Below are 25,426 nucleotides of genomic sequence, written 5' to 3' on the forward strand. Positions count from 1 at the left end.
CGTGCGGGGTGTTTTGACCGTCGTACGACACTGGGGGCGTGATCCGTACCGACGCTCTGGACCGGCTGCCCGTTCGTTCCGTCGTGCCCGCTTTGCGGGACGCCCTTGAGGGGCATGGCACGGCTGTGCTGTGTGCGCCGCCGGGGACGGGCAAGACGACGCTGGTTCCGCTGGAGCTGGCCGGGCTGCTGGACCCGGCCGCGGGCGCGGATGCGGATCGTCCGGCCGTACGTCGTGTCGTGGTCGCCGAGCCGCGGCGGATCGCTGCCCGCGCTGCCGCGCGGCGGATGGCGTGGCTGCTCGGTGAGAAGGTCGGCGAGCGCGTCGGCTACACGGTGCGCGGTGAGCGGGTGGTGGGCCGGCACGCGCGCGTGGAGGTCGTGACGACCGGTGTCCTGTTGCAGCGCTTGCAGCGGGACCAGGAGATGGCCGGTGTCGATGTGGTCGTGCTCGACGAGTGCCATGAGCGGCATCTGGACGCCGATACGGTGGCGGCCTTCCTGTGGGACGTACGGTCCGCTCTCCGTCCCGAGCTGCGGCTGGTGGCCGCGTCCGCGACGACGGATGCGCAGGGGTGGGCGCGGCTGCTGGGCGATGCCCCCGTGATCACCTCGGAGGATGCCTCGCACCCCGTCGAGGTGGTGTGGGCGCCGCCCGCGCGGCCGGTGCGGCCTCCGCACGGGATGCGGGTGGATCCGGCGCTGCTTGCGCATGTGGGTTCGGTGGTGCGGCGGGCGCTGTCCGAGCGCGAGGGGGACGTGCTGTGCTTTCTGCCCGGCGTCGGGGAAATCGCCCGTGTCGCCGGGCAGTTGGGGGATCTGGGCGGCGTCGAGGTGCTTCAGGTGCACGGACGGGCGTCGGCGGCCGTCCAGGACGCGGTGCTCTCGCCCGGTGTACGACGCCGCGTGGTGCTCGCGACATCCGTCGCCGAGTCGTCCCTCACGGTGCCCGGCGTGCGAGTCGTCGTGGACGCCGGGCTGGCTCGGGAGCCGCGTGTCGACCATGCGCGGGGGCTGAGCGCGCTGACGACCGTACGGGCGTCACAGGCGGCCGGACGGCAGCGTGCGGGGCGGGCCGGGCGTGAGGCGCCCGGGGCGGTGTACCGGTGCTGGACGGAGGCGGAGGACGCCCGTCTGCCGCGTTTCCCCGCGCCTGAGATCAAGGTGGCCGACCTGACGGCGTTCGCCCTGCAGACGGCGTGCTGGGGCGATCCTGACGCGTCCGGACTCTCGCTGCTGGACCCGCCGCCGAGTGGCGCGCTCAGCGCGGCACGCACGGTCTTGAGGGCCATCGGAGCGGTGGACTCCGCGGGGCGGGCCACGCAGCGGGGCGTGAGCATGTCCCGGCTGGGGTTGCATCCCCGGCTCGCCCGCGCCCTGCTGGACGCGGCACCCGAGGTCGGCGCCGAACGGGCAGCCGAGGTGGTGGCCCTGCTGAGCGAGGAGCCACCACGCGAGTACGGCGACGACCTCGCCGCGGCTTGGCGTACCGCCCGGCGCGGCGGCGACGCGTACGCGCTCCGCTGGAGGGCGGAGACGCGGCGGCTCCGTGCCGCGACGGCGCCCGGACCCGCCGAGTCCGGCACGGGCTCCCGGGAAACCCCCGGCGACGACCACGTCGTAGGCCTTGTCTCCGCTCTCGCGTTCCCCGAGCGGGTTGCTCGGGCGCAGGGCGGGTCGTATCTCATGGTGTCCGGTACGAGGGCCGAGCTCGGCGGAGGGACAGGGTTGCGGGGAGCGCCCTGGCTCGCGGTCGCCGTCGCGGATCGGCCTGTGGGGGCGGGGCACGCGCGTGTGCGGCTCGGGGCCGTGGTGGACGAGGTGACCGCGCGGCGGGCCGCCGGGGCGCTGTATGGCGAGGGCGAGGAGGTGCGCTGGGCGGGCGGGGACGTGGTCGCACGGCGTGTCGAGCGGCTGGGGGCCGTGGAGTTGGCGGTGCGGCCGATCAAGGACGCCGACTCCGGGCTCGTACGACAGGCGCTGCTTGACGGGTTGCGGGAGGAGGGGCTCAGGCTGTTGCGGTGGTCGCGGGATACCGAGGTGCTGCGGCAGCGGCTCGCGTTTCTGCGTCACCATCTGGGGGCTCCCTGGCCTGATGTGTCGGACGACACCCTGCACGCGCGCGTGGACGACTGGCTGGAGCCCGAGCTGAGCCGGGCTCGGCGGCGGGCCGATCTGGAACGGATCGACGCCGGGCAGGCCCTCGGGCGGCTGTTGCCGTGGGCCTCCGGAGAGGCGGCGCGGTTCGAGGAGTTGGCGCCCGAGCGGATCGAGGTGCCGAGTGGGTCCAGGATCCGAATCGACTACGCGGATCCCGAGCAGCCCGTACTCGCCGTGAAGCTGCAGGAGATGTTCGGCCTGGAGGAGTCGCCGACCGTCGCCGGTGTGCCCGTCCTCGTGCATCTGCTGTCGCCCGCTGGACGGCCCGCCGCCGTCACCGCCGACCTCGCCTCGTTCTGGAGGGACGGGTACCGGGGCGTGCGGGCCGAGTTGCGCGGCAGGTATCCGAAGCATCCGTGGCCCGAGGATCCCGCGAAGGCGGCGCCGACCCGGCACACGAACGCGCGACTCAGGCGCTGACGGGCTCCGGTTCGTGCGTCTGAGTGGGCGAAGGATCCGCGGGACGGCGGCTGCGGGCCTCCAGATACAGGGACAGCGACAGCAGTCCGGCGCCCAGGATGAGGAAGCCCCACGGCAGGTATGAGGTCAGCAACATGATGAGTACGCGCTGGGACTTGACCAGGTCGACGGTCGACTCGATGTAGTCCTCGCGCATTTTGACGTGCCCGGAGAACGCGGTCACCTTGTCGCGGCCCCCCAGGAGCGTGCCTCCGCGCAGTTCCTCCTTGTGGATCTCCTCGCCGTAGACGGGCGCTCCGGTGGCGGGTTCGACCCAGAACTTGCGGACCGTGGTGTACCAGCGGGTGGTTCCCGTCTTGGCGACCGACTCCGGAGTGATGCCTTTGACGGGCATGGCCTTGGGGAAGGGCACTTTGGTCCAGGGGATGGTCTGCTCGAAGTAGTAAACGTTTACGCCCCGGAAGTTCTGCGTGCCCTTGTAGTAAATGGGGGCGGTGACGCGGGCCTGCGCGTCGAAGTACTCGTAGTTGCGTTTCTCGGTCAGGAAGGGCCACTTGAACTCGATGCCATCGCGCCTGACGGGGTCGCCGTCGGCCATCTCACCGGTGGCGTGGACGGGTTCCTGGGTGTGCGCGTCGAAGATGTAGCGCTCGGGGATCTTGGAGACCATCTTGCCGTCGGGGCCCTGAACGTACGACAGGCCGTCCCAGACGACGACGTCGCGGCCCGCTGTCTTCTCGATCTTCTCGGACGCCTCGACGTTGCCCTTGAGGGTCTGCACGATGCTGACCTTGTCGACTTTCCTGGACTGCATGGTTCCGTAGTCGAGGAGGGTGGCATCCTTCGCCTCCAGGACCATGTCCTGGTACTGGTGGGCCGGGATCTTGGCGAGGCGGGGGAAGGCGTACCAGCGCAGCAGTGGGGACAGCGCCGTGCAGAACACGGCGAAGGCGAGGAGGATCAGGCTGGCCTTGCGGCGCATCTGGGCGGCCCTCCCTAGGGGTTACGGGTGCTCGGGGATGGTGGTCAGCAGCGGTTTCGGTGAGGTCTTCCCGGCCGGTGAGCCGATGGCCGTGATCGTGAGGACCAGTGCGAGCGCGACGGCGAGACCGGTCGCGGCGGCGATAAGGGCGCGCATTCGGGGCCTCCCCAGTCAGCTGATGGAGCGTCAGGGCTGGGGCACCGTAGCAACGGAGGGCCAAGATGAGAACACGTTGCACACACAGACAGCGGCGTTCCCTCCGTCGGCCGGACGGAGGGAACGCCGCTGATCGAGGGACTCTACGAAGCGGAAGGGCTCGGCGAGGCGCTCGCCGCCGCCACCTTCAGTTCGACCGTCAGCGTCGCGCCGCCGGTGGTTGCGATGCGCAGCAGGAACGTGCCGGTGGTGTCGTCCGCGTACAGCTTGGGCAGCTTGAGCAGGCCGTTCGCATCCATCTCGAGGCCCTTCAGGGTGCGTACGGTCGTGCCGTCGGCGTCCTTGAAGTAGGGGCCCTTGTCGTTCACGGTCGCGTCGTCCGCCGACGTGACGAGCGTGGCGGTGGCCGCGACACCGTCGGCGGCGGCGCCGTTGTACGTGGCCTTCACCTCGACCTGGTCCGCGAACTCGCCGCCCGGGGCGCAGGTCAGCGCGGTGTCACTGGTGCGAGCGAGGGCGTCGGCCTGGCGGGCGGTGACCGTCGCCGCGAAGTTGAGGGCGGGCACGCTGCGGCCGACGACTGTGGCGCGGACCGTGAACCCGCCCGTCTTCTCACCGGCCTTGAGCGCGGGGGCGGTGGCCACGCCCGAGCTGTTGGTGACGACGGTGGCGACGCTCTCGCCGCCGCTGAAGGTGGCGTCCGTGTCGCCGACGATCGTGAAGCGGACCCGGACCTTCGGCACGGCCTCGCCGGCCTTGGTCTCGGTACGCGCGGCGATCTTCCCCGTGAAGGGGTCGCCGGCGGTCGCGGTGAGCTTGCCGGTGCCCGCGTTCTGGAGGCTGGTCACCGTGTCCGTGGGCGAAGGAGACGGAGACGGAGAGGTCGGGGGCCAGCTCGGAGGCGACGTGCTGGGCGGGTTCGGGCTGCCGGACCCGGGAGGCGTCGGAGTGTTGGAGTCGCCGTTACCAGGCGAGGGGCTGGTGGAACCGCCACTGCCAGGCCTGGAGTTGGGGTTCGACGGACTCGATGTGGCCGGAGGAGTCGGTGACGAGTTGCGGCCCGCGCCGCTGTTGTTGTCGTCGCTGCGGCCGGAGGGGAGTGTGCCTGTGCCGTCCGGCACCTCGTGGGTGCCCTTGCGGTAGTACTCGAGCCACGACAGGACCAGGTTCAGGTATTCCGTCGACGGGTTGTAGCTGAGGATCGCGCGGTTCAGTTCCTTCTGGACGGTCATGTCGCGGTCCAGCCGGCAGAGGTAGTGGCCGGCGGCGAGGGCCGCGTCGTAGATGTTGTTGGGGTTCTTCGTGCCGTCGCCGTTGCCGTCCCGGCCCGCCCAGGCCCAGGTGGAGGGGATGAACTGCATGGGGCCGACGGCGCGGTCGTGCGTCGTGTCCCCGTCGAAGGAACCGCCGTCCGTGTCGGAGATGTTCGCGAAGCCGTTGCCGTTGAGAACAGGGCCGAGGATCGGGGTGATCGTGGTGCCGTCGGCATCGACGCGGCCGCCGCGGGCCTGGCCGGACTCGACCTTGCCGATGGCGGCGAGGAGTTCCCAGGGGAGGTTGCAGCCGGGCTTGGACTCGCGCAGTGCCGCCTCGGCCTTCTTGTAGGCGTCGAGGACGGTCGCGGGAATGCCGGCCTCGGCGTCGCCCGCGGCGATGGGGCCCCCGCTGCCGGGAGTCGTGCTCGGGCTGGGGGTCGGACTGTTGAGCGGCGGGAGGTCCGTGTAGTACGGGGAGTTGCCGGTCGCGCTCTCTTCGGGGCTGACGTCGGTCGAGGGCTGCGAACCGGTGTTCTGGCTGCCTTGCGGGCCATCGGTCACGCCCGGGGCCTGAGACGCGGACAGGGCCGCGACCGCGGCCGCGGCCACAGCGGTCGTCACCGCCCCTTTGGCCAGCCTCCTGCCGAATTGCGCCGCCATCGCGTGAACCCCTCCCGCCATCGATTGCCCGCGCCGTACGCGTCGTCCTGTCGGCCGGCCACGCTCCCCAGCGCGGCAACTCAGGTGACCCTACGACAACTTCTGCCGCGCATACACCTGTTCGCGCCCGGAATTCACCGGTTGGCCAGATCCATTTTCTGCTGCCCCCGTGCGCCCGGAGCATGCGGTGCTCGTCCCGCATACTGGCGTCATCGATCAAGGAAGCGCGGGCCTGCGAGTTCGGTCAACGTCGTCAGCGGGGAGCCCAGTTGCCGTTCACTCTCAGCCATGCCGCGGCCGTCCTGCCCGTCATGCGCATGGACGGAACCGGCCGCGGCCCGCTGGTCCCCGCAGTGCTCGTTGCGGGTTCGTTCGCGCCCGACTTGACCTATTACGTGGCGAGTGTGCTGCCGGAGGCGATGGAGTTCGGCGAGTTCACACACTCCTTCACCGGCGTGTTCACGATCGACGTCCTCATCGCCTGGCTACTTGTGGGCGTTTGGCTGCTGCTCCGCGAACCGCTGGTGGCACTGCTGCCGCCGAGCTGTCAGGGGCGTACGGCGGCTCTGCTGCGATGTGGCGCGCCACGCGCGCCGTTCCGGCCGGCGGGTGCGCTGTGGTGGTACGCGTCCGCGGTGCTCGGCGCGCTGACGCATGTCGTGCTGGACGCGTTCACCCATCTCGACCGGTGGGGGATGCGGGTCTTTCCCGTACTGGGAAGGGAGCTCGCGGGCTCGCCGCTGTACTGGTACCTGCAGTACGGGGGTTCGGCCGTCCTGGCGGTGGTGATCGCGGTCTTCGTGGCGGTCGCTCTGCGGCGACGGCCCGCCGCGGAACCCGTGGGGGTGCCGGTGCTGTCCGTACGGGACCGGTGGCTTGCCGGGCTGGTGATCGCTGGCTGCGCGGTGATGGCCGCGGTGCAGCGGGCGTCTCGGTGGTGGGCCTACTGGGGGTCTCGCGCGGAGCCCTGGGAGCTGATTCCCACCGCGTGCTTCGGGGCCGGGGCGGGGCTGGCCGTCGGCCTGCTCCTGTACGGATTCGGGGCCAGGGTGTGGCGTCCGGCTGGGGTTGCTCCCAGCCCGGCAGCGGATCGTACGGAGGCGAGCCGTCCGGCTCCTCGTTGAGCCGTTTACTGCCGCGCGTTAGCGAACGCGCAGGTCAGAGTGGTTTCTTCGGCCACTGTCACGGTGATGGGGGTGTGGGAGGAATAGCAGTGGACGCATCGGGTGGGCGCAGCGAGGCTCTCTGCGCCGGTGGGGATGCGGGCGGTGCTGGCGTCGGCCGCGAGGGCGGGTACCGGTGTGCGCAGCGCGGACGCGAGTGCGGTGCGGCAGTGCCGTATGTGAGGGCCCATGCCCCGCATCATCCGGGGACGCCGGGGCGGGGGCCCCTGCTGGAGAGCCACGCGAGTGACACGCGTGCCGCGCTCCGCGCGAATTGCGGCCAGGTCGGTAGAACGCTGCGGGTAGTCAGTGGCTGGACGCTCCCCCACTCTCGGCTGCGCTCGAGCGGGGGACCCCCATCGCGGCGGAGCCGCAAATTGACACAGCCCCGCGCCCCTACGGGACGCGGCACGAACCGTTCGCGCATCAGCTGTGCGCGGCCACCGACAGCTACGCACCCCCTGAGGGCGCCCAACCCCCAACCCTCCGGAGGCTAATGCGCCGCCGACTCCCAGTCGTTGCCCGAGCCGACTGAGACGTCCAGTGGGGCTCGCAGGTGGACCGCGTTGGCCATTTCGTGGCGGATGAGGGCCTCGGTCTGCTCCCGCTCGCCGGGGGCGATTTCGAGGACGATTTCGTCGTGGACCTGGAGGAGGAGGCGGGACTTGAGGTTCGCTTCGGTGAGTGCCCGGTCGACGTTCAGCATGGCGATCTTGACGATGTCGGCAGCGGTGCCCTGGATGGGCGCGTTCAGAGCCATCCGTTCGGCCGCCTCGCGGCGCTGGCGGTTGTCGCTGTTGAGGTCGGGGAGGTAGCGGCGGCGCCCGAACAGCGTCGCTGTGTAGCCCGTGGCCCGCGCTTCGTCCACGGCCCGGCGCAGATAGTCCCGGACGCCACCGAAGCGCTCGAAGTACGTGTCCATCAGCATCCGCGCCTCCCCCGCGTCGATGTTCAGCTGCTGGGACAGGCCGAAGGCCGACAGGCCGTACGCCAGGCCGTACGACATCGCCTTGATCTTGCGCCGCATCTCCGCGTCGACCGCGGAGCGCTCCACGGAGAACACCTGGGAGGCGACCGTCGTGTGCAGGTCCTCGCCCGAGGTGAATGCCTCGATGAGGCCCTCGTCCTCGGAGAGGTGGGCCATCACGCGCAGCTCGATCTGGCTGTAGTCGGCGGTCATGAGGGACTCGAAGCCCTCGCCGACCACGAAGCCGCGGCGGATCGCGCGGCCCTCGTCGGTGCGCACCGGGATGTTCTGGAGATTGGGGTCCGTGGAGGAGAGGCGGCCGGTGGCGGCGACGGTCTGGTTGAACGTGGTGTGGATACGGCCGTCCACGGCGATCGACTTGATGAGGCCTTCGACGGTCACCCGCAGCTTGGCCTGCTCGCGGTGGCGGAGCATGATGACCGGCAGTTCGTTGTCGGTCTGGGTGGCCAGCCAGGCGAGGGCATCCGCGTCCGTGGTGTAACCCGTCTTCGTACGCTTGGTCTTGGGCAGGGCCAGCTCACCGAAGAGGACTTCCTGGAGCTGCTTGGGCGAGCCCAGGTTGAACTCGTGCCCGGCTGCCGCGTGCGCCTCTTTTATGGCCTGCTGCACGGCGCCCGCGAACAACTGTTCCATGGCTTCGAGGTGGGTGCGGTCCGCGGCGATGCCATGCCGCTCCATGCGGGCGAGCAGCGTCGAGGTCGGAAGCTCCATGTCACCCAGCAGATCGGTCGCGCCGACCTCCTTCAGCCTGTCCCCGAAGGCTTCGCCAAGGTCGAGTACGGCACGGGCCTGCACCATCAGTGCCTCGGCCTCGGCGCTCTCGTCGGCGCCGAAGGCGAGCTGCCCGTCGGCAGCGGCGGCGGGCGCCAGCTCCCGGTGGAGGTACTCCAGGGACAGCGCGTCCAGGTCGAAGGAACGGCGTCCGGGCTTGACGAGGTAGGCGGCGAGCGCGGTGTCCATGGAGACGCCGGCGATGCTCCAGCCGTGCTCGGCGAAGACGCGCATGGCGGCCTTGGCGTTGTGGAGAACCTTGGGCTTGTTCGGGTCGGCGAGCCACTGCGCGAACGCGTTCTCGTCGGCCTCGTCCAGCTGCGCCGGGTCGAACCAGGCGGCTGCTCCTGCTGCTGCGGCGAGTGCGACCTCGGCCACCGCGCCCGTGCCGAGCGACCAGGTGTCGACGGTGGCGACACCGAGGACCGCCTTGCCGTGCGCGTCGAGCCATGGCTTCAGCTCGCCCGCGCCGAGCACCGCGCCGTCCAGTGGCACGCCCTCGGCGATCACCGGTGAGGTGTCGGTCTCGTCGGCTCCGGGGTCGACGGCCAGCAGCCGCTCACGCAGCGAGGGGTTACGGATCTCCAGGGTGTCCAGGACCATCGCGACGGCCTTGCGGTCGTACGCGGCGCGCTCCAGATCGGTCACCGTCCTGGGCAGCTCCATGTGCCGCGCCAGCTCGGTGAGCCGGCGGTTGAGCTTGACGGCCTCCAGGTGGTCGCGGAGGTTCTGTCCCGCTTTGCCCTTGACCTCCTCGACGCGCTCGACCAGCTCGGCGAACGACCCGAACTGGTTGATCCACTTCGCGGCTGTCTTCTCGCCGACGCCGGGGATGCCCGGCAGGTTGTCGGACGGGTCGCCGCGCAGAGCCGCGAAGTCGGGGTACTGGGCCGGCGTCAGCCCGTACTTCTCGAAGACCTTCTCCGGGGTGAACCGCGTCAGCTCGGAGACGCCCTTCGTCGGATACAGCACCGTCGTGTGCTCGGAGACCAGCTGGAAGGAGTCGCGGTCGCCGGTGACGATCAGCACCTCGAAGCCCTCGGCCTCGGCCTGGGTGGCGAGTGTGGCGATGACGTCGTCCGCCTCGAAGCCGTCGACCGCGAAGCGCTCGGCGTGCATGGCGTCGAGCAGCTCGCAGATGAGCTCGACCTGTCCCTTGAACTCGTCGGGGGTCTTGGAACGGTTCGCCTTGTAGTCCGTGAACTCCTCGGAGCGCCAGGTCTTGCGGGAGACGTCGAACGCCACCGCGAAGTGCGTGGGCTCCTCGTCGCGCAGGGTGTTGGCCAGCATCGACGCGAAGCCGTAGATCGCGTTCGTCGGCTGTCCCGTCGCCGTCGTGAAATTCTCCGCAGGCAGCGCGAAGAACGCTCGGTACGCCAGCGAGTGCCCGTCCATGAGCATCAGTCGCGGGCGCCCGTCGGCGGAGGTCTTCTCGGTCTTCTTCGATGCTGTTTCTGCCACGACCCCGATCCTGCCACGAGCCACTGACAACGCGGCCCCCGCGGCCCGGCCACGGTTGTTGTCACCGGCGCGTGGCAGGATCAAAGACGTACCTCACACATGCGCTCGAATGAGGAGGCCGAGATGGCCGGCAAGCCGCCCCAGGGGGACCCGGTTCAGGACGCGCCGCAGGTCGCCGCGCCGAAGCATGCGGCGGCCGGTCTGCCCGCCATCGGCCATACGCTGCGCGTCGCCCAGCAGCAGATGGGAGTGCGGCGTACGGCGCTGACGCTGCTGCGGGTCAATCAGAAGGAGGGCTTCGACTGCCCGGGCTGCGCCTGGCCGGAGCCGGAGCACCGGCACAAGGCGGAGTTCTGTGAGAACGGCGCGAAGGCGGTCGCCGAGGAGGCGACGCTGCGCCGGGTCACGCCGGACTTCTTCGCCGCGCACACGGTGGCGGACCTCGCGACCCGCAGCGGCTACTGGCTGGGGCAGCAGGGCCGTCTCACGCACCCCATGTATCTGGCGGAGGGCGCCGAGTATTACGCGCCGGTCTCCTGGGAGCGGGCCTTCGACATCGTCGCGGAGGAACTCACCGCCCTCGGCTCGCCGGACGAGGCCCTCTTCTACACCTCGGGCCGCACCAGTAACGAAGCGGCGTTCCTCTATCAGCTGTTCGCCCGCGAGTTCGGTACGAACAATCTGCCGGACTGCTCCAACATGTGCCACGAGTCGTCGGGGTCCGCGCTCAGCGAGACGATCGGCATCGGCAAGGGCAGCGTCCTCCTGGAGGACCTCTACAAGGCGGACCTGATCATCGTCGCCGGGCAGAACCCGGGCACGAACCATCCGCGCATGCTCTCGGCCCTGGAGAAGGCGAAGGCGAACGGCGCGCGGATCATCACGGTGAACCCGCTGCCCGAAGCGGGCATGGAGCGCTTCAAGAACCCGCAGACCCCCCAGGGCATGCTCAAGGGCGCCGCCCTGACCGATCTGTTCCTGCAGATCCGCATCGGCGGCGACCAGGCCCTCTTCCGCCTTCTGAACAAGCTGATCCTCGAGACGGAAGGCGCGGTCGACGAGGCCTTCGTCAGCGAACACACCCACGGCTACGAGGAGTTCGCAGAATCGGCCCGCGCAGCCGACTGGGACGAGACGCTCACTGCGACAGGCCTCACGCGCGCGCAGATCGACGAAGCGCTGCGCATGGTTCTCGCCTCCAAGCGCACCATCGTGTGCTGGGCGATGGGCCTGACCCAGCACAAGCACTCCGTGCCGACCATCCGCGAGGTGGTCAACTTCCTTCTGCTGCGCGGCAACATCGGCCGCCCGGGCGCGGGCGTGTGCCCGGTGCGCGGTCACTCGAACGTGCAGGGCGACCGCACGATGGGCATCTTCGAGCGCCCCGCACCGGCCTTCCTGGACGCCCTGGAGAGGGAGTTCGGCTTCGCGCCGCCGCGCGAGCACGGCTACGACGTCGTACGGGCCATCCGCGCGATGCGCGACGACAAGGCGAAGGTCTTCTTCGCGATGGGAGGCAACTTCGTGTCGGCGTCCCCCGACACCGAGGTCACCGAGGCGGCCATGCGCCGCGCCCGCCTCACCGTGCACGTGTCGACGAAGCTGAACCGCTCGCACGCCGTCACGGGCGCGCGTGCCCTGATCCTGCCGACTCTTGGCCGCACCGAGCGTGATCTCCAGGGCAGCGGCGAGCAGGTAGTCACCGTCGAGGACTCCATGGGCATGGTGCACGCCTCGCGCGGACGTCTGGAGCCCGCGAGCGAACACCTGCTGTCCGAGACGGCCATCGTGTGCCGCCTCGCGCGCCGCGTCCTCGGCGAGGGATCCCGCACGCCCTGGGAGGAGTTCGAGAAGGACTACGCGACGATCCGCGACCGCATCGCGAAGGTCGTCCCGGGCTTCGAGGACTTCAACGCGCGCGTGGCCGAGCCCGGAGGTTTCGCGCTCCCGCACGCCCCCCGCGACGAGCGCCGGTTCCCCACCGCCACCGGCAAGGCCAACTTCACGGCCGCACCCGTCGAGTACCCGAAGCTCCCCGAGGGCCGTCTCCTGCTGCAGACGCTGCGCTCGCACGACCAGTACAACACCACGATCTACGGCCTGGACGACCGCTACCGCGGCATCAAGAACGGCCGCCGGGTCGTGCTCGTGAACCCCGAGGACGCCCGCGAGCTTGGCCTGGCCGACGGCTCGTACACCGATCTCGTCAGCGAGTGGCAGGACGGTGTGGAGCGGCGTGCCCCCGGTTTCCGGGTCGTGCACTATCCGACGGCCCGGGGCTGCGCGGCGGCGTACTACCCGGAGACCAACGTCCTGGTCCCCCTGGACGCCACCGCGGACACCAGCAACACACCCGCCAGCAAGTCCGTCGTGGTCCGTCTGGAACAATCGACGGCCAACTGAGCGTTCGCTTAGCGAGCGCACCGATAGACGGCCGCAAGACGAAGGAGCCGGACCCCATGGGCGAGCACCAGCACGTGAACTTCCCGCAAGAGGTCATCGACGAGTACACGGCCCTGGGCGTCGACCTCGTCTCCATGTTCTCCGCCGGGCATCTGGGCACGCGCATGGGCGTCGAGATCACCGAGGCCTCCGCTGACCTCGTCGTGGGCACCATGCCGGTCGAGGGCAACACGCAGCCATACGGACTCCTGCACGGCGGCGCCTCCGCCGTGCTCGCGGAGACGCTGGGCTCGGTCGGCGCGATGCTGCACGCCGGCAGCTCCAAGATCGCCCTCGGCATCGACCTCAACTGCACCCACCACCGGGGAGCCCGCTCCGGCCTCGTCACGGGCGTCGCGACCCCCCTGCACCGCGGCCGGTCCACCGCCTCGTACGAGATAGCGATCAGTGACGAGGCGGGCAAGCGCGTATGCACCGCGCGGCTAACCTGTCTCCTGCGCGATGTGAAGGCGAGCGACGAGGAACGCGTACATGCCGCGGACTGACCCTCGCCCCTTCGGGGCACCAGGTCCGCCGGACCCCAATCACCGTGGCGGGTACCGGCGTTGTCCACAGCACCGTGGTTGTCCACAGCGCCGTTGCTCCCCGGCACCCGGCGGCTTAGCGTCAAGGCATGAAATCGGCAGAAGCCCCCTGGCCGGGGGCAGCACTCGGATGGGGGCTCGGGCTTGCGCTGTTGACGGGCGGCCTGATCACCGGGTGCGGACAGGACGGCTCGAAGGACGGGGCGGGTACGCGGGATGCCGCGCGGACCGGCGCCGACTCGCCGTCGGCCACTCCTCCCGAGGACTTGTGCACGCGGATCGTCACGTACTGGTCGCGGGAGGTCCTGGGCGAGGCCACCTACGGGGATTACCAGTCGATGGGCCTGTCCAACGGGCAGTACGAGATCCTGATGAAGGTGGTGGAGGCCGCCCGGGCCGAGAAGAAGAGCAAGGGCACACCGGCCGCGGATCGGCTGATCGACCGCGAAGCGCGCGCGGGCTGCGAGGATCTGTACCGCGACGGCACCCCGAGCGGAGGGCCGTGGCAGTGAGCGGCGTCGGCCCCGTCGAGCCGGGCGAAGGCACGCGCGCGTGGGACATCCCGGCCCCGGGCACCCCACCACCGCCAGAACCACCGCGCGGAAGCCTCACGCAGGCGTATACGCGGCACCGCCGCGTCGTCCTGTCGATCGCGGCAACGGTCGTACTCCTCGCGGGCGGCGGCTACCTCTACGCCACCCGGCCCGAAGAAGCCCCGCCGGATCCGCCGCCGTACCCCTCCCAGGTGGTCGGCATCACCTACCTCGGGCGGGAGCCCGCGCCCGACGAGGCACCGCCAAAGAGCTTCGGCATAGGCGTAGAGCTGACCGTCGAGTCGGGCCCTCCGGTCACCGTGCTGCGCATAACGCAGCCCTACGCCGGCCTTTCCCTGGCCTCGGTTCCGCGCCTCCCCTTCCGGACAAGAACCGGCTTTCACCACAAGATCAACATCACCATGCAGGTGACGGAATGCGCACAAGTACCGAGGAACGCCCGGTTGCCTTTCCTGGACGTAACTCTGCGTAATACACGTGCAATACAAGTGCACAGTTTCATCCTTGGTGAACGCTATGCACACGATCTCTCGGAAGCCGTTCAAGTTGCCTGCAGCACCAACTCGGCGTCATCACCAAAACCGTAGAACACTCCTGACCGCACCCGGTGAGGCCTGCACGTTCTCACTATGCGGACCGGGCGAATCGGCCTTAATTCCACTCTTCCGCCCACTGAGTACCGCTCTGCATTACCTCGTGTCATAACAAGAGCGTCACAGCATTGGCCAGACCCTCCTCCACGTTCCCTACACACGCTTAGAGTCACGCCCAGTCACCGCGCCATCGGGATCCGAATCACTTTCGGACCAGCGCTCGACTCGGCCGCTTCTACGGGGAAGGGCCGCGCATGGGAAAGGACTGATCGTGCGCCAACGTTCGCTCATCGCCATCACCGCCGCGCTGGCGGCGGGAGCACTCACACTCACCGCCTGCGGCTCGCGCGACGACGACGGCGGTTCGGACTCCGGCGGCAGCGGCAGCGGCACCACCGTAGTCATCGGTGTCGACGCCCCGCTGACCGGCGACCTGTCCGCGCTGGGCCTCGGCATCAAGAACTCCGCCGACCTCGCCACCAAGCAGGCCAACAAGGAGAAGGTCGTCGACGGCATCACCTTCAAGATCGAAGCCCTCGACGACCAGGCGCAGCCCTCCTCCGGCCAGCAGAACGCCACCAAGCTGGTCGCCAACAAGGATGTCCTCGGCGCCATCGGCCCTCTGAACTCCTCCGTCGCCGAATCCATGCAGAAGGTCTTCGACGACGCCAAGCTCGTCCAGGTCTCCCCCGCCAACACCGGCCCCACCCTGACCCAGGGCCCCGACTGGCAGACCGGCAAGAAGGAACGCCCGTACAAGTCGTACTTCCGCACCTCGACCACGGACGCCGTCCAGGGCCCGTACGCCGCACAGTACGTCTTCAACGAAGCCAAGAAGAAGAACGTCTTTGTCATCGACGACAAGAAGACCTACGGCGCCGGACTGGCCGGCACCTTCACCGACGAGTTCAAGAAGCTCGGCGGCAAGATAGCCGGCACCGAGCACATCGACCCCGAGACCAAGGACTTCTCCGCGGTCGCCACCAAGGTCAAGAACTCCGGTGCGGACGTCGTCTACTACGGCGGCGAGTACCCGCAGGCCGGCCCCCTGAGCAAGCAGATCAAGGCCGCCGGCGCCAAGATCCCGCTCGTCGGCGGCGACGGCATCTACAGCGCCGAGTTCATCAAGCTGGCCGGCGCCAGCAGCACCGGCGACCTCGCCACCTCCGTCGGCGCACCCGTCGAGGAACTCCCCTCCGCCAAGGAGTTCGTCGCCAACTACAAGGCCGCCGGATACAAGGAGGCCTACGAGGCATACGGGGGCTACTCCTACGACGCCACCTGGGCGGTCATCGAAGCCGTGAAGAAGGTCGTCGAGGACAACGACGGCAAGCTTCCGGACGACGCCCGAGCCAAGGTCACGGAGGCCATGCAGAACGTCTCCTTCGACGGTGTGACCGGCAAGGTCTCCTTCGACGAATTCGGTGACGCCACCAACAAGCAGCTCACCGTCTACTCCGTCGAGGGCGCCGACTGGAGCCCGGTGAAGTCGGGCACGTACGAAGGCTGATCCACACCCGCACCACTGAACGAGCCGCGCGGGGCGCTGCACCACTGGCGCCCCGCGCGGACTCGCATCCGGTCACATCCCTCGACATATCCGAAGTCTCGGAGGACATGCGGTGAACGAACTGCCGCAGCAGCTGGTCAACGGCCTGCTACTGGGATCCATGTACGGGCTCGTCGCCATCGGCTACACGATGGTCTACGGCATCGTCCAGCTCATCAACTTCGCCCACGGCGAGATCTTCATGATCGGAGGGTTCGGCGCCCTCACGGTCTACCTGTACGTCCTGCCCGACGGCACCACCATGTGGATCGCACTGCCACTGATGCTCCTCGGAGCCGTCATCGCCGCGATCATCGTCGCCGTGGGAGCAGAACGGTTCGCCTACCGCCCGCTCCGAGGCGCACCACGCCTCGCCCCCCTCATCACCGCCATCGGCCTCTCCCTCGCCCTCCAGCAGGCCGTATGGGCCTGGTACCCCGGCGCCAAGGAATCCATCAACTTCCCGGAGATCGCCGGCGGCCCCTTCGAGATCGGCAGCGTCACCATCCAGACAGGCGACATCTTCCTGCTCATCGTCGCCCCCATCAGCATGGCGATCCTCGCCTACTTCGTCATGAAGACCCGCACGGGACGCGGCATGCAGGCCACCGCCCAGGACCCCGACACCGCCAAACTCATGGGCATCAACACCGACCGCATCATCGTGGTCGCCTTCGCCCTCGGCGCCGTGTTCGCCGCCGTCGGAGCCGTCGCATACGGCCTCAAGTACGGCCAGGTCCAGTTCCGCATGGGCTTCATCCTCGGTCTCAAGGCCTTCACCGCCGCAGTCCTCGGCGGCATCGGCAACATCTACGGAGCCATGATCGGCGGCCTCGTCCTCGGCATCGCCGAAACCATGGCCACCGCCTACATCGCCGACGTCCCCGGCATGTCGCAACTCGGCGGCCAGTCCTGGGCCAACGTCTGGGCCTTCGTACTTCTCATCCTCGTTCTCCTCTTCAGGCCACAAGGCCTGATGGGTGAGCGCGTGGCGGACAGGGCGTGACACCGATGACCACACAGACCACTGCCCCCCAGACGCCGAGCACCCCGGCCAAGGGCAAGCCCAGCGGCCTCATCGGCATCCCCGAGAACCTGGGCCGCGCCCTCGCCACCGGCGGCGGCATCCTCACCGTGGTGTCCACGTTCCTCGCCTGGACCTGGACCGACGCTTTCCCCGGTGACCTCACCGTCTACGGCTACCCCGGTGGCCTCCAGGTCCTCGTCCTCATCGCAGGCGCCCTCACCGCACTCTTCGGCCTCGCCTCCTACGGAGTGAAGGGCCTGCGCTGGCTCACCCCCGGCTCAGCCGACAGCGCCATCAAGCTGGCCGCAATGGCCGCCTTCGCGACCGCCTGGTTCACGATCATCGCGATCAGCGTCAACCTCGGCGGCCTCGCCAACCTCGAGCCCGGCGGCTGGGTCGTCGCCATCGTCACCCTCGCGACCCTCCTCGGCGCCCTCTCCCTGCCCTTCGAACGGCCCGTAACCGAACCGGCCGACCCCGATGACACGGACTGGGAGCAGTTCCGCCACAACACCCGCAACAAGCTGACGGTCTTCAAAGCGGCCTTCGCCTCCAGCGAGGTAACCCCGGCCCGCAAGCTCCCCGCGTACGCCGAAATCCTCATCATCGTCGCGGCGCTCGCCCTCGGCCTGACCGTCTTCACCTACGGCATCGGCACCGAGTACGACGAGCTCTTCGTCGGCTTCATGATCACCGTGGCCTTCGGTTTCGCCGCGGCCGCCAAGGCAGGACTGGTCGCCAGGGTCTCCGCGATCACCGCCAAGCACCGCAACGTCACGATGATCGGCGCCTTCGTCGCCGCCGCGGCCTTCCCCTTCACCCAGTCCGACGACCAGTACGCGACCATCGGTGTCTACATCCTGATCTTCGCGACCGTCGCCCTCGGCCTGAACATCGTCGTCGGCATGGCGGGGCTCCTCGACCTCGGATACGTCGCCTTCCTCGGCGTCGGCGCCTACACCGGGGCCATGGTCTCCGGCTCGCCCTCCTCGCCCTTCGACATCCATCTGCCGTTCTGGGCCTCCGCCCTCCTCGGTGCGGCAGTCGCCATGGTCTTCGGCGTCCTCATCGGCGCCCCCACCCTGCGCCTGCGCGGCGACTACCTCGCCATCGTCACCCTCGGCTTCGGTGAGATCTTCCGCATCGCCGTCCTCAACGCCGACGGCACCTCGGGCCCGGACATCACCAACGGCTCCAACGGCATCTCGTCGATCCCGAACCTCAACATCTTCGGCTTCGACTTCGGCCAAGAGCACAGCATCGCCGGTTTCACCATCGCCCGCTTCGCCAACTACTTCCTGCTGATGCTCCTCATCACCCTCATCGTCGTCATCGTCTTCCGACGCAGCGGCGACTCCCGCATCGGCCGCGCCTGGATCGCCATCCGCGAAGACGAAACCGCCGCCCTCGCCATGGGCATCAACGGCTTCCGCGTCAAACTCATCGCCTTCGCCCTCGGCGCCGCACTCGCCGGCCTCGCCGGCACCGTCCAGGCCCACGTCACCTACACCGTGACCCCCGAGCAATACCAATTCGCCCACGTCGTACCACCGAACTCGGCATTCCTCCTCGCCGCAGTCGTCCTCGGCGGCATGGGCACCATCAGCGGCCCTCTCGTCGGCGCCGCACTCCTCTACCTGATCCCCGCCAAGCTCCAATTCCTCGGCGACTACCAGCTCTTCGCCTTCGGCCTCGCGCTCGTCCTGCTGATGCGCTTCCGTCCGGAAGGCCTCATCCCGAACCGGCGCCGCCAGCTCGAATTCCACGAAGAAGCGGAAGCGCCCACAGTCCTCAGCAAGGCAGGGGCCTGACCACCATGACAACCGACACCACCACCAAGGACACCGCACCGGCCGCACCCACGCCCGGCCAGACCGTCCTCGACGCACGCGGCGTCACCATGCGCTTCGGCGGCCTCACCGCTGTACGCAACGTCGACCTCACCGTCAACAGCGGCGAAATCGTCGGCCTCATCGGCCCCAACGGAGCCGGCAAAACCACCTTCTTCAACTGCCTCACCGGCCTCTACATCCCCACCGAGGGAGAGGTCCGCTACAAGGGCAGCGTCCTGCCGGCCAAATCCTTCAAGGTCACCGCCGCCGGAATCGCACGCACATTCCAGAACATCCGGCTCTTCGCCAACATGACGGTTCTGGAAAACGTACTCGTCGGCCGCCACACCCGTACGAAGGAAGGGCTGTGGTCCGCGCTGCTCCGCGGTCCCGGCTTCCACAAAGCCGAAGCCGCCTCCCGCGAACGGGCCATGGAACTGCTCAAGTTCATCGGCCTCGACAAGAAGGCGGAACACCTCGCCCGCAACCTCCCGTACGGCGAACAGCGCAAGCTGGAAATCGCGCGGGCGCTGGCCAGCGAGCCCGGCCTGCTGCTGCTCGACGAACCGACAGCCGGCATGAACCCGCAGGAAACCCGGGCGACCGAAGAACTCGTCTTCGCCATCCGGGACATGGGCATCGCCGTACTCGTCATCGAGCACGACATGCGCTTCATCTTCAACCTCTGCGACCGCGTCGCAGTCCTCGTACAGGGCGAAAAACTCGTCGAAGGCAGCAGCGAAACCGTCCAGGGCGACGAGCGCGTCATCGCCGCCTACCTCGGAGAACCCTTCGAAGACGCCCCCGGCGCCAAAGAAGTAGCGGAAGTCGAAGCCGCCGAGGCCAACGCCGCCACCCAGACGGACGCCGCGCCCCGCAAGGAGAACGACCGATGACCGCCCTCCTCGAAGTCGACGAACTCCGAGTCGCCTACGGCAAAATCGAAGCCGTCAAAGGCATCTCCTTCAAGGTCGAAGCCGGCGAAGTCGTCACCCTCATCGGCACCAACGGAGCCGGCAAGACCACGACACTGCGCACCCTGTCGGGGCTGCTGAAGCCGCTGAGCGGCCAGATCAAATTCGGCGGCAAATCGCTGAAGAAGACCCCGGCCCACCAGATCGTCTCGCTGGGACTCGCCCACTCCCCCGAGGGGCGGCACATCTTCCCCCGCATGAGCATCGAGGACAATCTGCGGCTCGGCGCCTTCCTCCGCGACGACAAAGCGGGCATCGAAAAGGACATCCAGCGGGCCTACGACCTCTTCCCCATTCTCGGAGAACGCCGTAAGCAAGCCGCCGGAACCCTCTCCGGCGGCGAACAGCAAATGCTCGCCATGGGCCGCGCCCTCATGTCACAGCCCAAACTCCTCATGCTCGACGAACCCTCCATGGGCCTCTCGCCGATCATGATGCAGAAGATCATGGCCACCATCGCCGAACTCAAATCCCAGGGCACCACCATCCTCCTGGTCGAACAGAACGCCCAGGCGGCCCTCTCCCTGGCTGACCACGGACACGTCATGGAAGTCGGCAACATCGTCCTCTCCGGCACCGGACAGGACCTCCTGCACGACGAATCCGTACGCAAGGCGTACCTCGGCGAGGACTGAGCTCCTCACCTCATACGAAGAGGCCCGCACCCCCTCGCAGGGGGCGCGGGCCTCTTCGTATGCACGTATATGCGTGCGCAAGCCTCAGTCCTTCGCGGCCTTCTTCTCCTCCGCGTCCTGAATAACCGCCTCAGCGACCTGCTGCATCGACATCCGACGGTCCATCGACGTCTTCTGAATCCACCGGAAGGCCGCCGGCTCGGTCAGCCCATACTCGGTCTGCAGAACCGACTTCGCACGATCCACCAACTTACGCGTCTCCAAACGCTGCGTCAGATCGGCGATCTCCTTCTCCAGCTGCTTCAACTCCGTGAAGCGCGAGACAGCCATCTCAATCGCCGGAACCACATCACTCTTACTGAACGGCTTCACGAGATACGCCATCGCGCCCGCGTCACGGGCCCGCTCGACGAGATCGCGCTGCGAGAAGGCGGTCAGCATCAGCACCGGGGCGATGGACTCCTCAGCGATCTTCTCCGCAGCGGAGATCCCATCCAGCTTCGGCATCTTCACATCGAGGATCACCAGATCCGGACGGTGCTCACGAGCCAGCTCGACGGCCTGCTCGCCGTCGCCCGCCTCCCCCACCACGGAGTAGCCCTCCTCCTCGAGCATCTCCTTGAGGTCGAGACGAATCAGCGCCTCGTCCTCAGCGATGACGACGCGGGTCGTCAGCGGAGGCACGTGCGACTTGTCTTCGTCGGTCGCGTCTACGGGCTGGGGCGACTCGGGGGCGGTCACGGGGGCTCCTTGTTCAGGGCAGAGGTACTGCTTTCCAAGAGGGTACCCAGCTGCGGTATGGTGGACGGGCAGCGGGTCGGGGTAAACCTTCGATTCACTGGGCCCCGGTAGCCCAATTGGCAGCAGGCAATGGATTCAAAACCCATACAGTGTCGGTTCGAGTCCGACCCGGGGCACTTTTCCTTAGATTCCAAGGTCACAAACAAGAAGCGGATGTTCACGTTGTCGTGAGCATCCGCTCTTTGCTGCACCCACTACTTGGGCGCGTCGTCCTCGCCAATGTGATGCACCCGGACCAGGTTCGTCGAGCCCGAGACCCCCGGCGGTGACCCGGCCGTGATCACGACGATGTCGCCCTTCTGGCAGCGGCCGATCTTGAGGAGCTGTTCGTCGACCTGGTCGACCATTGCGTCGGTGGAGTTGACGTGGGGGCCGAGGAAGGTTTCGACGCCCCAGGTGAGGTTCAACTGGGAGCGGGTGGCCGGGTCGGGGGTGAAGGCCAGGAGGGGGATCGGCGACCTGTAACGCGACAGGCGGCGGACCGTGTCTCCGCTCTGCGTGAAGGCGACCAGGAACTTCGCGCCCAGGAAGTCACCCATTTCGGCTGCCGCGCGGGCGACGGCGCCGCCCTGGGTGCGGGGCTTGTTGCGTTCGGTCAGGGGCGGGAGGCCCTTCGCGAGGATGTCCTCCTCGGCCGCCTCGACGATGCGGGACATCGTGCTGACCGTCTCGACCGGGTACTTGCCGACGCTTGTCTCGCCAGAGAGCATCACCGCGTCCGTGCCGTCGATGACGGCGTTGGCGACGTCGGATGCTTCCGCGCGGGTCGGGCGGGAGTTGTCGATCATCGAGTCCAGCATCTGGGTGGCAACGATGACCGGCTTGGCGTTGCGCTTGGCCAGCTTGATCGCGCGCTTCTGGACGATCGGAACCTGCTCCAGCGGCATTTCCACACCCAGGTCTCCCCGGGCGACCATGATCGCGTCGAAGGCGGCGACGATGTCTTCGATGTTGTCGACGGCTTGGGGCTTTTCGACCTTGGCGATGACGGGGAGGCGGCGCCCCTCCTCGTCCATGATCCGGTGGACGTCCTGGATGTCGCGTCCGCTGCGGACGAAGGACAGGGCGATGACGTCGAAGCCGGTGCGCAGGGCCCAGCGGAGGTCGGCCTCGTCCTTCTTGGAGAGAGCTGGGACGGAGACGGCGACGCCGGGGAGGTTCAGGCCCTTGTTGTCGGAGACCATGCCGCCTTCGACGACGGTGGTGTGGACGCGAGGGCCGTCCACGGCGGTGACTTCGAGGCAGACCTTGCCGTCGTCGACGAGGATGCGTTCGCCGGTGGTGACGTCCGCGGCGAGTCCGCCGTAGGTGGTGCCGCAGGTCTGGCGGTCACCCTGGACGCCGTCTTCGACGGTGATGGTGAAGGTGTCTCCGCGTTCAAGGAGTACGGGGCCTTCACTGAAGCGGCCGAGTCGGATCTTCGGACCTTGAAGGTCGCCGAGGATTCCAACGCTGCGGCCGGTCTCGTCGGAGGCCTTTCGCACGCGCTCGTAGCGCTCCTCGTGGTCGGCATAGGTGCCGTGACTGAGGTTGAAGCGGGCTACGTCCATTCCGGCTTCGACCAGTGCTTTGATCTGGTCGTACGAGTCGGTCGCGGGGCCCAGAGTACAGACGATCTTTGCTCGGCGCATGGTTCGAGCCTAGGGCTTACCGGCGGGTAAGGAATTGGTCGTGCATGACTACTCAACGACCTTTGCGTGAAGGACTATTGACAAGTGTTGAATTGTGCGCCGGGGCGCTCCGATGAGCATTTGAGCCGGTTATCAGAGCTCTGGCGGCGCCATCGTAAAGCGGGCATTGACATGGGCGTAGACGTGTTGGCGTTGGGGTTCGAGGTCGAGGGGTGCGGCGGTGGAGTCTTCGGCGGCTGCGACGAAGGCGGCGCTGCGTGTGCGGTTTGAGGCCGCCATTGCGTAACGCTCGCCGTTTTCCGCGCCGATGTCGGCGAGTTCGACCAGCGCCGCGAGTGTCGTACCGAGCGCTTCGGCGTATTCGCGGGCGCGTTGGACGGCTTCGCGTACTGCTTGCTGGCGGGCTTGGCGGTAGGCGGGTGAGTTGGGGCGCAGCGCCCAGAAGGGCCCGTCGACGCGGGTGAGGTCCAGGTCCGCCAACCGTGTTGCCAGTTCGCCGAGTGCGGTGAAGTCGGTGAGCTCGGCGGTGGTGTGGACCCGGCCGTGGTAGGCGCGGATGCGTTCACCGCGGCCGTGTTTGGTGAGCTCAGGGCTGATGGAGAAGGCGCCGGTTTCCAGGTGCTCGACGGCCTGACCGTATGTCTTGATCAGGTCGAGTGCGGTGGCGTTGCGGCGGGTGAGGTCGTCGAGGGCGGAGCGGCGGTCGGTGCCGCGGGCCATGACGATGATGCCGATGCGGGCGATTTCGGGGTCGACTTCGAGGTGGGCTTCGCCTCGGACGGCGATGCGGGGTGCCTCCGGTGTGCCGTAGGGGGTTGCGGGTCGGGGTTCCTCTGCGGCTGTGGTCATACGTCCCACTCTGTCATCGGTGGCCCGGTTCTGGGACTGGCCGGTCATCAGATCGAAACCTGAGGGGTCTGTTGCTGCTGGTCATGACCGGGTCAGAATCTACGCGCGTTGTTGACCATGCGTACAAGTGAGCAGTCCCCCGAGGAGTTACGAGACATGCCGTTGAACCGCCGGAAGTTCCTGAAGAAGTCCGCCGTGACCGGGGCGGGGGTGGCGCTCACCGGTGCGGTCGCGGCTCCGGCGGCACGGGCTGCGGAGGCTGCGACGACGAAGGAGGGCGGGGAGCCGGTGAAGCGGTATGCGTTGACGGTCATGGGCACGACGGATCTGCACGGCCATGTCTTCAACTGGGACTACTTCAAGGACGCGGAGTACACCGACTCGGCGGGCAATGCGCAGGGCCTGGCCCGTATTTCGACCCTGGTGAACCAGGTCCGTGCGGAGAAGGGCCGCCGCAACACCATGCTTCTGGACGCGGGCGACACGATCCAGGGCACTCCGCTGACGTACTACTACGCGAAGGTCGATCCGATCACGGCGGAGGGCGGGCCCGTGCATCCGATGGCGCAGGCGATGAACGCGATCGGGTATGACGCGGTGGCGCTCGGCAATCATGAGTTCAATTACGGCATCGAGACATTGCGGAAGTTCGAGGAGCAGTGTGACTTTCCGCTGCTGGGTGCGAATGCGCTGGACGCGAAGACTCTGCGGCCGGCTTTCCCGCCGTACTTCTTCAAGACGTTCCGTGTGCCGGGTCTGCCGCCGGTGAAGGTGGCGGTGCTGGGGCTGACGAATCCGGGGATCGCGATCTGGGACAAGGCGTATGTACAGGGGAAGTTGACGTTCCCGGGTCTTGAGGAGCAGGCAGCGAAGTGGGTGCCGAAGCTGCGGTCGATGGGTGCCGACGTGGTGGTCGTTTCAGCGCACAGCGGGTCGTCGGGGACTTCTTCATACGGTGATCAGTTGCCGTATGTCGAGAACTCGGCGGCGTTGGTGGCGCAGCAGGTGCCCGGTATCGACGCGATTCTCGTGGGGCACGCGCATGTGGAGATTCCCGAGCTGAAGGTCACCAACGAGAAGACCGGGAAAACCGTGGTGCTGTCGGAGCCGTTGGCCTATGCGGAGCGGTTGTCTCTCTTCGATTTCGAGCTGGTTTTCAAGCGGGGGCGATGGGTGGTCGAGTCCGTGGCGGCCTCGGTGCTGAACTCGAATTCGGTCGCCGATGATCCGGAGATCACGAGGCTGCTGAAGGACGACCATGACGTCGTGGTGGCGTATGTGAATCAGGTGGTGGGAACGGCGACCGAGACGCTGACGACGGTCGAGGCCCGTTACAAGGACGCGCCGATCATCGACTTGATCACGAAGGTCCAGGAGGACGTGGTCAAGGCGGCGCTGGCGGGCACGGAGTACGCCTCGCTGCCGGTGCTCGCGCAGGCGTCGCCCTTCTCCCGTACGTCTGCGATCCCGGCCGGCGATGTGACCATCCGGGATCTGTCGAGTCTGTATGTGTACGACAACACGCTGGTCGCGAAGGTGATGACGGGTGCGCAGGTGCGGGCGTATCTGGAGTATTCGGCGGCGTATTTCGTGCAGACGGCGGCGGGCGCACCCGTCGATGTGGAGAAGCTGACCAATGCGGGCGGCCGCCCGGACTACAACTACGACTACGTATCGGGGCTGACCTACGAGATCGATATCGCACAGGCGGCCGGTTCGCGGATCAAGAACCTCTCCTATGAGGGTGCGGCGCTGGATGACGCGCAGGAGTTCGTGTTCGCGGTGAACAATTACCGGGCCAACGGCGGTGGCGCGTTCCCGCATGTGGCAGCGGCTACGGAAGTGTGGTCCGAGTCGACGGAGATCCGTACGCGGATCGCGGAGTGGGTGACTCAGAAGGGCACGCTGGACCCGAAGGAGTTCGCTTCGGTGGGCTGGAAGCTGACGCGGGACGGTGCCCCCGTTTTTCCGTAAACCC

General features: G+C 68.0%; 19 protein-coding genes and 1 tRNA gene. 13 read left to right on the forward strand and 7 right to left on the reverse strand.

Annotated features, from left to right (window positions below; translation table 11 throughout):
- Positions 1–38: 38 nt before the first annotated feature.
- The gene (gene hrpB, locus ABD357_RS21710) at positions 39–2,579 is read left to right on the forward strand and encodes an ATP-dependent helicase HrpB (RefSeq protein ID WP_344392167.1); all 2,541 of its coding nucleotides are present in this window, start codon (positions 39–41) and stop codon (positions 2,577–2,579) included.
- On the opposite strand, the gene pgfA is transcribed toward hrpB, so the two are convergent.
- The 3 genes from pgfA to ABD357_RS21725 all read right to left on the reverse strand — a co-directional run bounded on the left by pgfA (position 2,569) and on the right by ABD357_RS21725 (position 5,633).
- Positions 2,569–3,561 (reverse strand): cell envelope lipid trafficking protein PgfA, encoded by a 993-nt coding sequence (pgfA, locus tag ABD357_RS21715; protein ID WP_344392169.1) that lies wholly within the window; start codon positions 3,559–3,561, stop codon positions 2,569–2,571. The genes hrpB and pgfA overlap by 11 nt on opposite strands.
- Before the next feature lie 21 nt (positions 3,562–3,582).
- Positions 3,583–3,717, reverse strand: coding sequence for an SPW_0924 family protein (locus tag ABD357_RS21720; protein WP_106972263.1), 135 nt, complete (start codon positions 3,715–3,717; stop codon positions 3,583–3,585).
- A gap of 143 nt (positions 3,718–3,860) precedes the next feature.
- Positions 3,861–5,633 carry a lytic transglycosylase domain-containing protein gene (locus tag ABD357_RS21725; protein ID WP_344392170.1) on the reverse strand — a complete coding sequence of 591 codons (1,773 nt, stop codon included), beginning with the start codon at positions 5,631–5,633 and terminating at the stop codon, positions 3,861–3,863.
- 269 nt (positions 5,634–5,902) lie between these two features.
- Here ABD357_RS21725 and ABD357_RS21730 point away from each other — a divergent pair, with 269 nt between their 5' ends.
- Positions 5,903–6,757 carry a DUF4184 family protein gene (locus ABD357_RS21730; protein ID WP_344392171.1) on the forward strand — a complete coding sequence of 285 codons (855 nt, stop codon included), beginning with the start codon at positions 5,903–5,905 and terminating at the stop codon, positions 6,755–6,757.
- Positions 6,758–7,289: 532 nt separating this feature from the next.
- Here ABD357_RS21730 and polA read toward each other — a convergent pair.
- Positions 7,290–10,016: a DNA polymerase I gene (gene polA, locus ABD357_RS21735; protein ID WP_344392172.1), complete on the reverse strand. Its 2,727-nt coding sequence runs from the start codon at positions 10,014–10,016 to the stop codon at positions 7,290–7,292.
- 123 nt (positions 10,017–10,139) lie between these two features.
- On the opposite strand from polA, the gene ABD357_RS21740 reads away from it, so the two are divergent.
- The 9 genes from ABD357_RS21740 to ABD357_RS21780 all read left to right on the forward strand — a co-directional run bounded on the left by ABD357_RS21740 (position 10,140) and on the right by ABD357_RS21780 (position 20,167).
- On the forward strand, positions 10,140–12,419 hold the full coding sequence (locus ABD357_RS21740) for an FdhF/YdeP family oxidoreductase (protein ID WP_344392432.1): 2,280 nt from the start codon (positions 10,140–10,142) through the stop codon (positions 12,417–12,419).
- Between the two features lie 56 nt (positions 12,420–12,475).
- Positions 12,476–12,964: a hotdog fold thioesterase gene (locus ABD357_RS21745; protein WP_344392173.1), complete on the forward strand. Its 489-nt coding sequence runs from the start codon at positions 12,476–12,478 to the stop codon at positions 12,962–12,964.
- A 128-nt stretch (positions 12,965–13,092) separates the two neighbouring features.
- Positions 13,093–13,515: a hypothetical protein gene (locus ABD357_RS21750; protein WP_344392176.1), complete on the forward strand. Its 423-nt coding sequence runs from the start codon at positions 13,093–13,095 to the stop codon at positions 13,513–13,515.
- Complete coding sequence (locus tag ABD357_RS21755) at positions 13,512–14,144, forward strand: Tat pathway signal sequence domain protein (RefSeq protein ID WP_344392178.1); 633 nt, start codon at positions 13,512–13,514, stop codon at positions 14,142–14,144. The genes ABD357_RS21750 and ABD357_RS21755 overlap by 4 nt, the downstream gene beginning before the upstream one ends.
- Positions 14,145–14,421: 277 nt before the next feature.
- On the forward strand, positions 14,422–15,660 hold the full coding sequence (locus ABD357_RS21760) for a branched-chain amino acid ABC transporter substrate-binding protein (RefSeq protein ID WP_344392181.1): 1,239 nt from the start codon (positions 14,422–14,424) through the stop codon (positions 15,658–15,660).
- A 112-nt stretch (positions 15,661–15,772) separates the two neighbouring features.
- Positions 15,773–16,705: a branched-chain amino acid ABC transporter permease gene (locus ABD357_RS21765; protein ID WP_344392182.1), complete on the forward strand. Its 933-nt coding sequence runs from the start codon at positions 15,773–15,775 to the stop codon at positions 16,703–16,705.
- Positions 16,706–16,710: 5 nt separating this feature from the next.
- Positions 16,711–18,537 (forward strand): branched-chain amino acid ABC transporter permease, encoded by a 1,827-nt coding sequence (locus ABD357_RS21770; protein WP_344392183.1) that lies wholly within the window; start codon positions 16,711–16,713, stop codon positions 18,535–18,537.
- Between the two features lie 5 nt (positions 18,538–18,542).
- Entirely contained in the window at positions 18,543–19,454 is a 912-nt protein-coding gene (locus ABD357_RS21775) for an ABC transporter ATP-binding protein (protein ID WP_344392185.1), read from the forward strand.
- Positions 19,451–20,167 (forward strand): ABC transporter ATP-binding protein, encoded by a 717-nt coding sequence (locus ABD357_RS21780; protein WP_344392186.1) that lies wholly within the window; start codon positions 19,451–19,453, stop codon positions 20,165–20,167. The genes ABD357_RS21775 and ABD357_RS21780 overlap by 4 nt, the downstream gene beginning before the upstream one ends.
- An 84-nt stretch (positions 20,168–20,251) precedes the next feature.
- On the opposite strand, the gene ABD357_RS21785 is transcribed toward ABD357_RS21780, so the two are convergent.
- Entirely contained in the window at positions 20,252–20,908 is a 657-nt protein-coding gene (locus tag ABD357_RS21785) for an ANTAR domain-containing response regulator (protein WP_344392187.1), read from the reverse strand.
- 101 nt (positions 20,909–21,009) lie between these two features.
- Between ABD357_RS21785 and ABD357_RS21790 the strand changes: the two genes are divergently transcribed.
- Positions 21,010–21,084 (forward strand) — tRNA-Leu (locus ABD357_RS21790).
- Between the two features lie 78 nt (positions 21,085–21,162).
- Here ABD357_RS21790 and pyk read toward each other — a convergent pair.
- Positions 21,163–22,599, reverse strand: a complete 1,437-nt coding sequence (gene pyk / locus ABD357_RS21795) for a pyruvate kinase (RefSeq protein WP_344392189.1) — start codon at positions 22,597–22,599, stop codon at positions 21,163–21,165.
- Positions 22,600–22,731: 132 nt separating this feature from the next.
- Positions 22,732–23,448, reverse strand: a complete 717-nt coding sequence (locus ABD357_RS21800) for an SIMPL domain-containing protein (protein WP_344392191.1) — start codon at positions 23,446–23,448, stop codon at positions 22,732–22,734.
- A 156-nt stretch (positions 23,449–23,604) separates the two neighbouring features.
- Here ABD357_RS21800 and ABD357_RS21805 point away from each other — a divergent pair, with 156 nt between their 5' ends.
- Entirely contained in the window at positions 23,605–25,422 is a 1,818-nt protein-coding gene (locus ABD357_RS21805) for a bifunctional metallophosphatase/5'-nucleotidase (RefSeq protein WP_344392193.1), read from the forward strand.
- The last annotated feature ends 4 nt before the right edge of the window (positions 25,423–25,426 follow it).

Source organism: Streptomyces vastus (assembly GCF_039532825.1).
GTDB classification, from domain to species: Bacteria; Actinomycetota; Actinomycetes; order Streptomycetales; family Streptomycetaceae; genus Streptomyces; species Streptomyces vastus.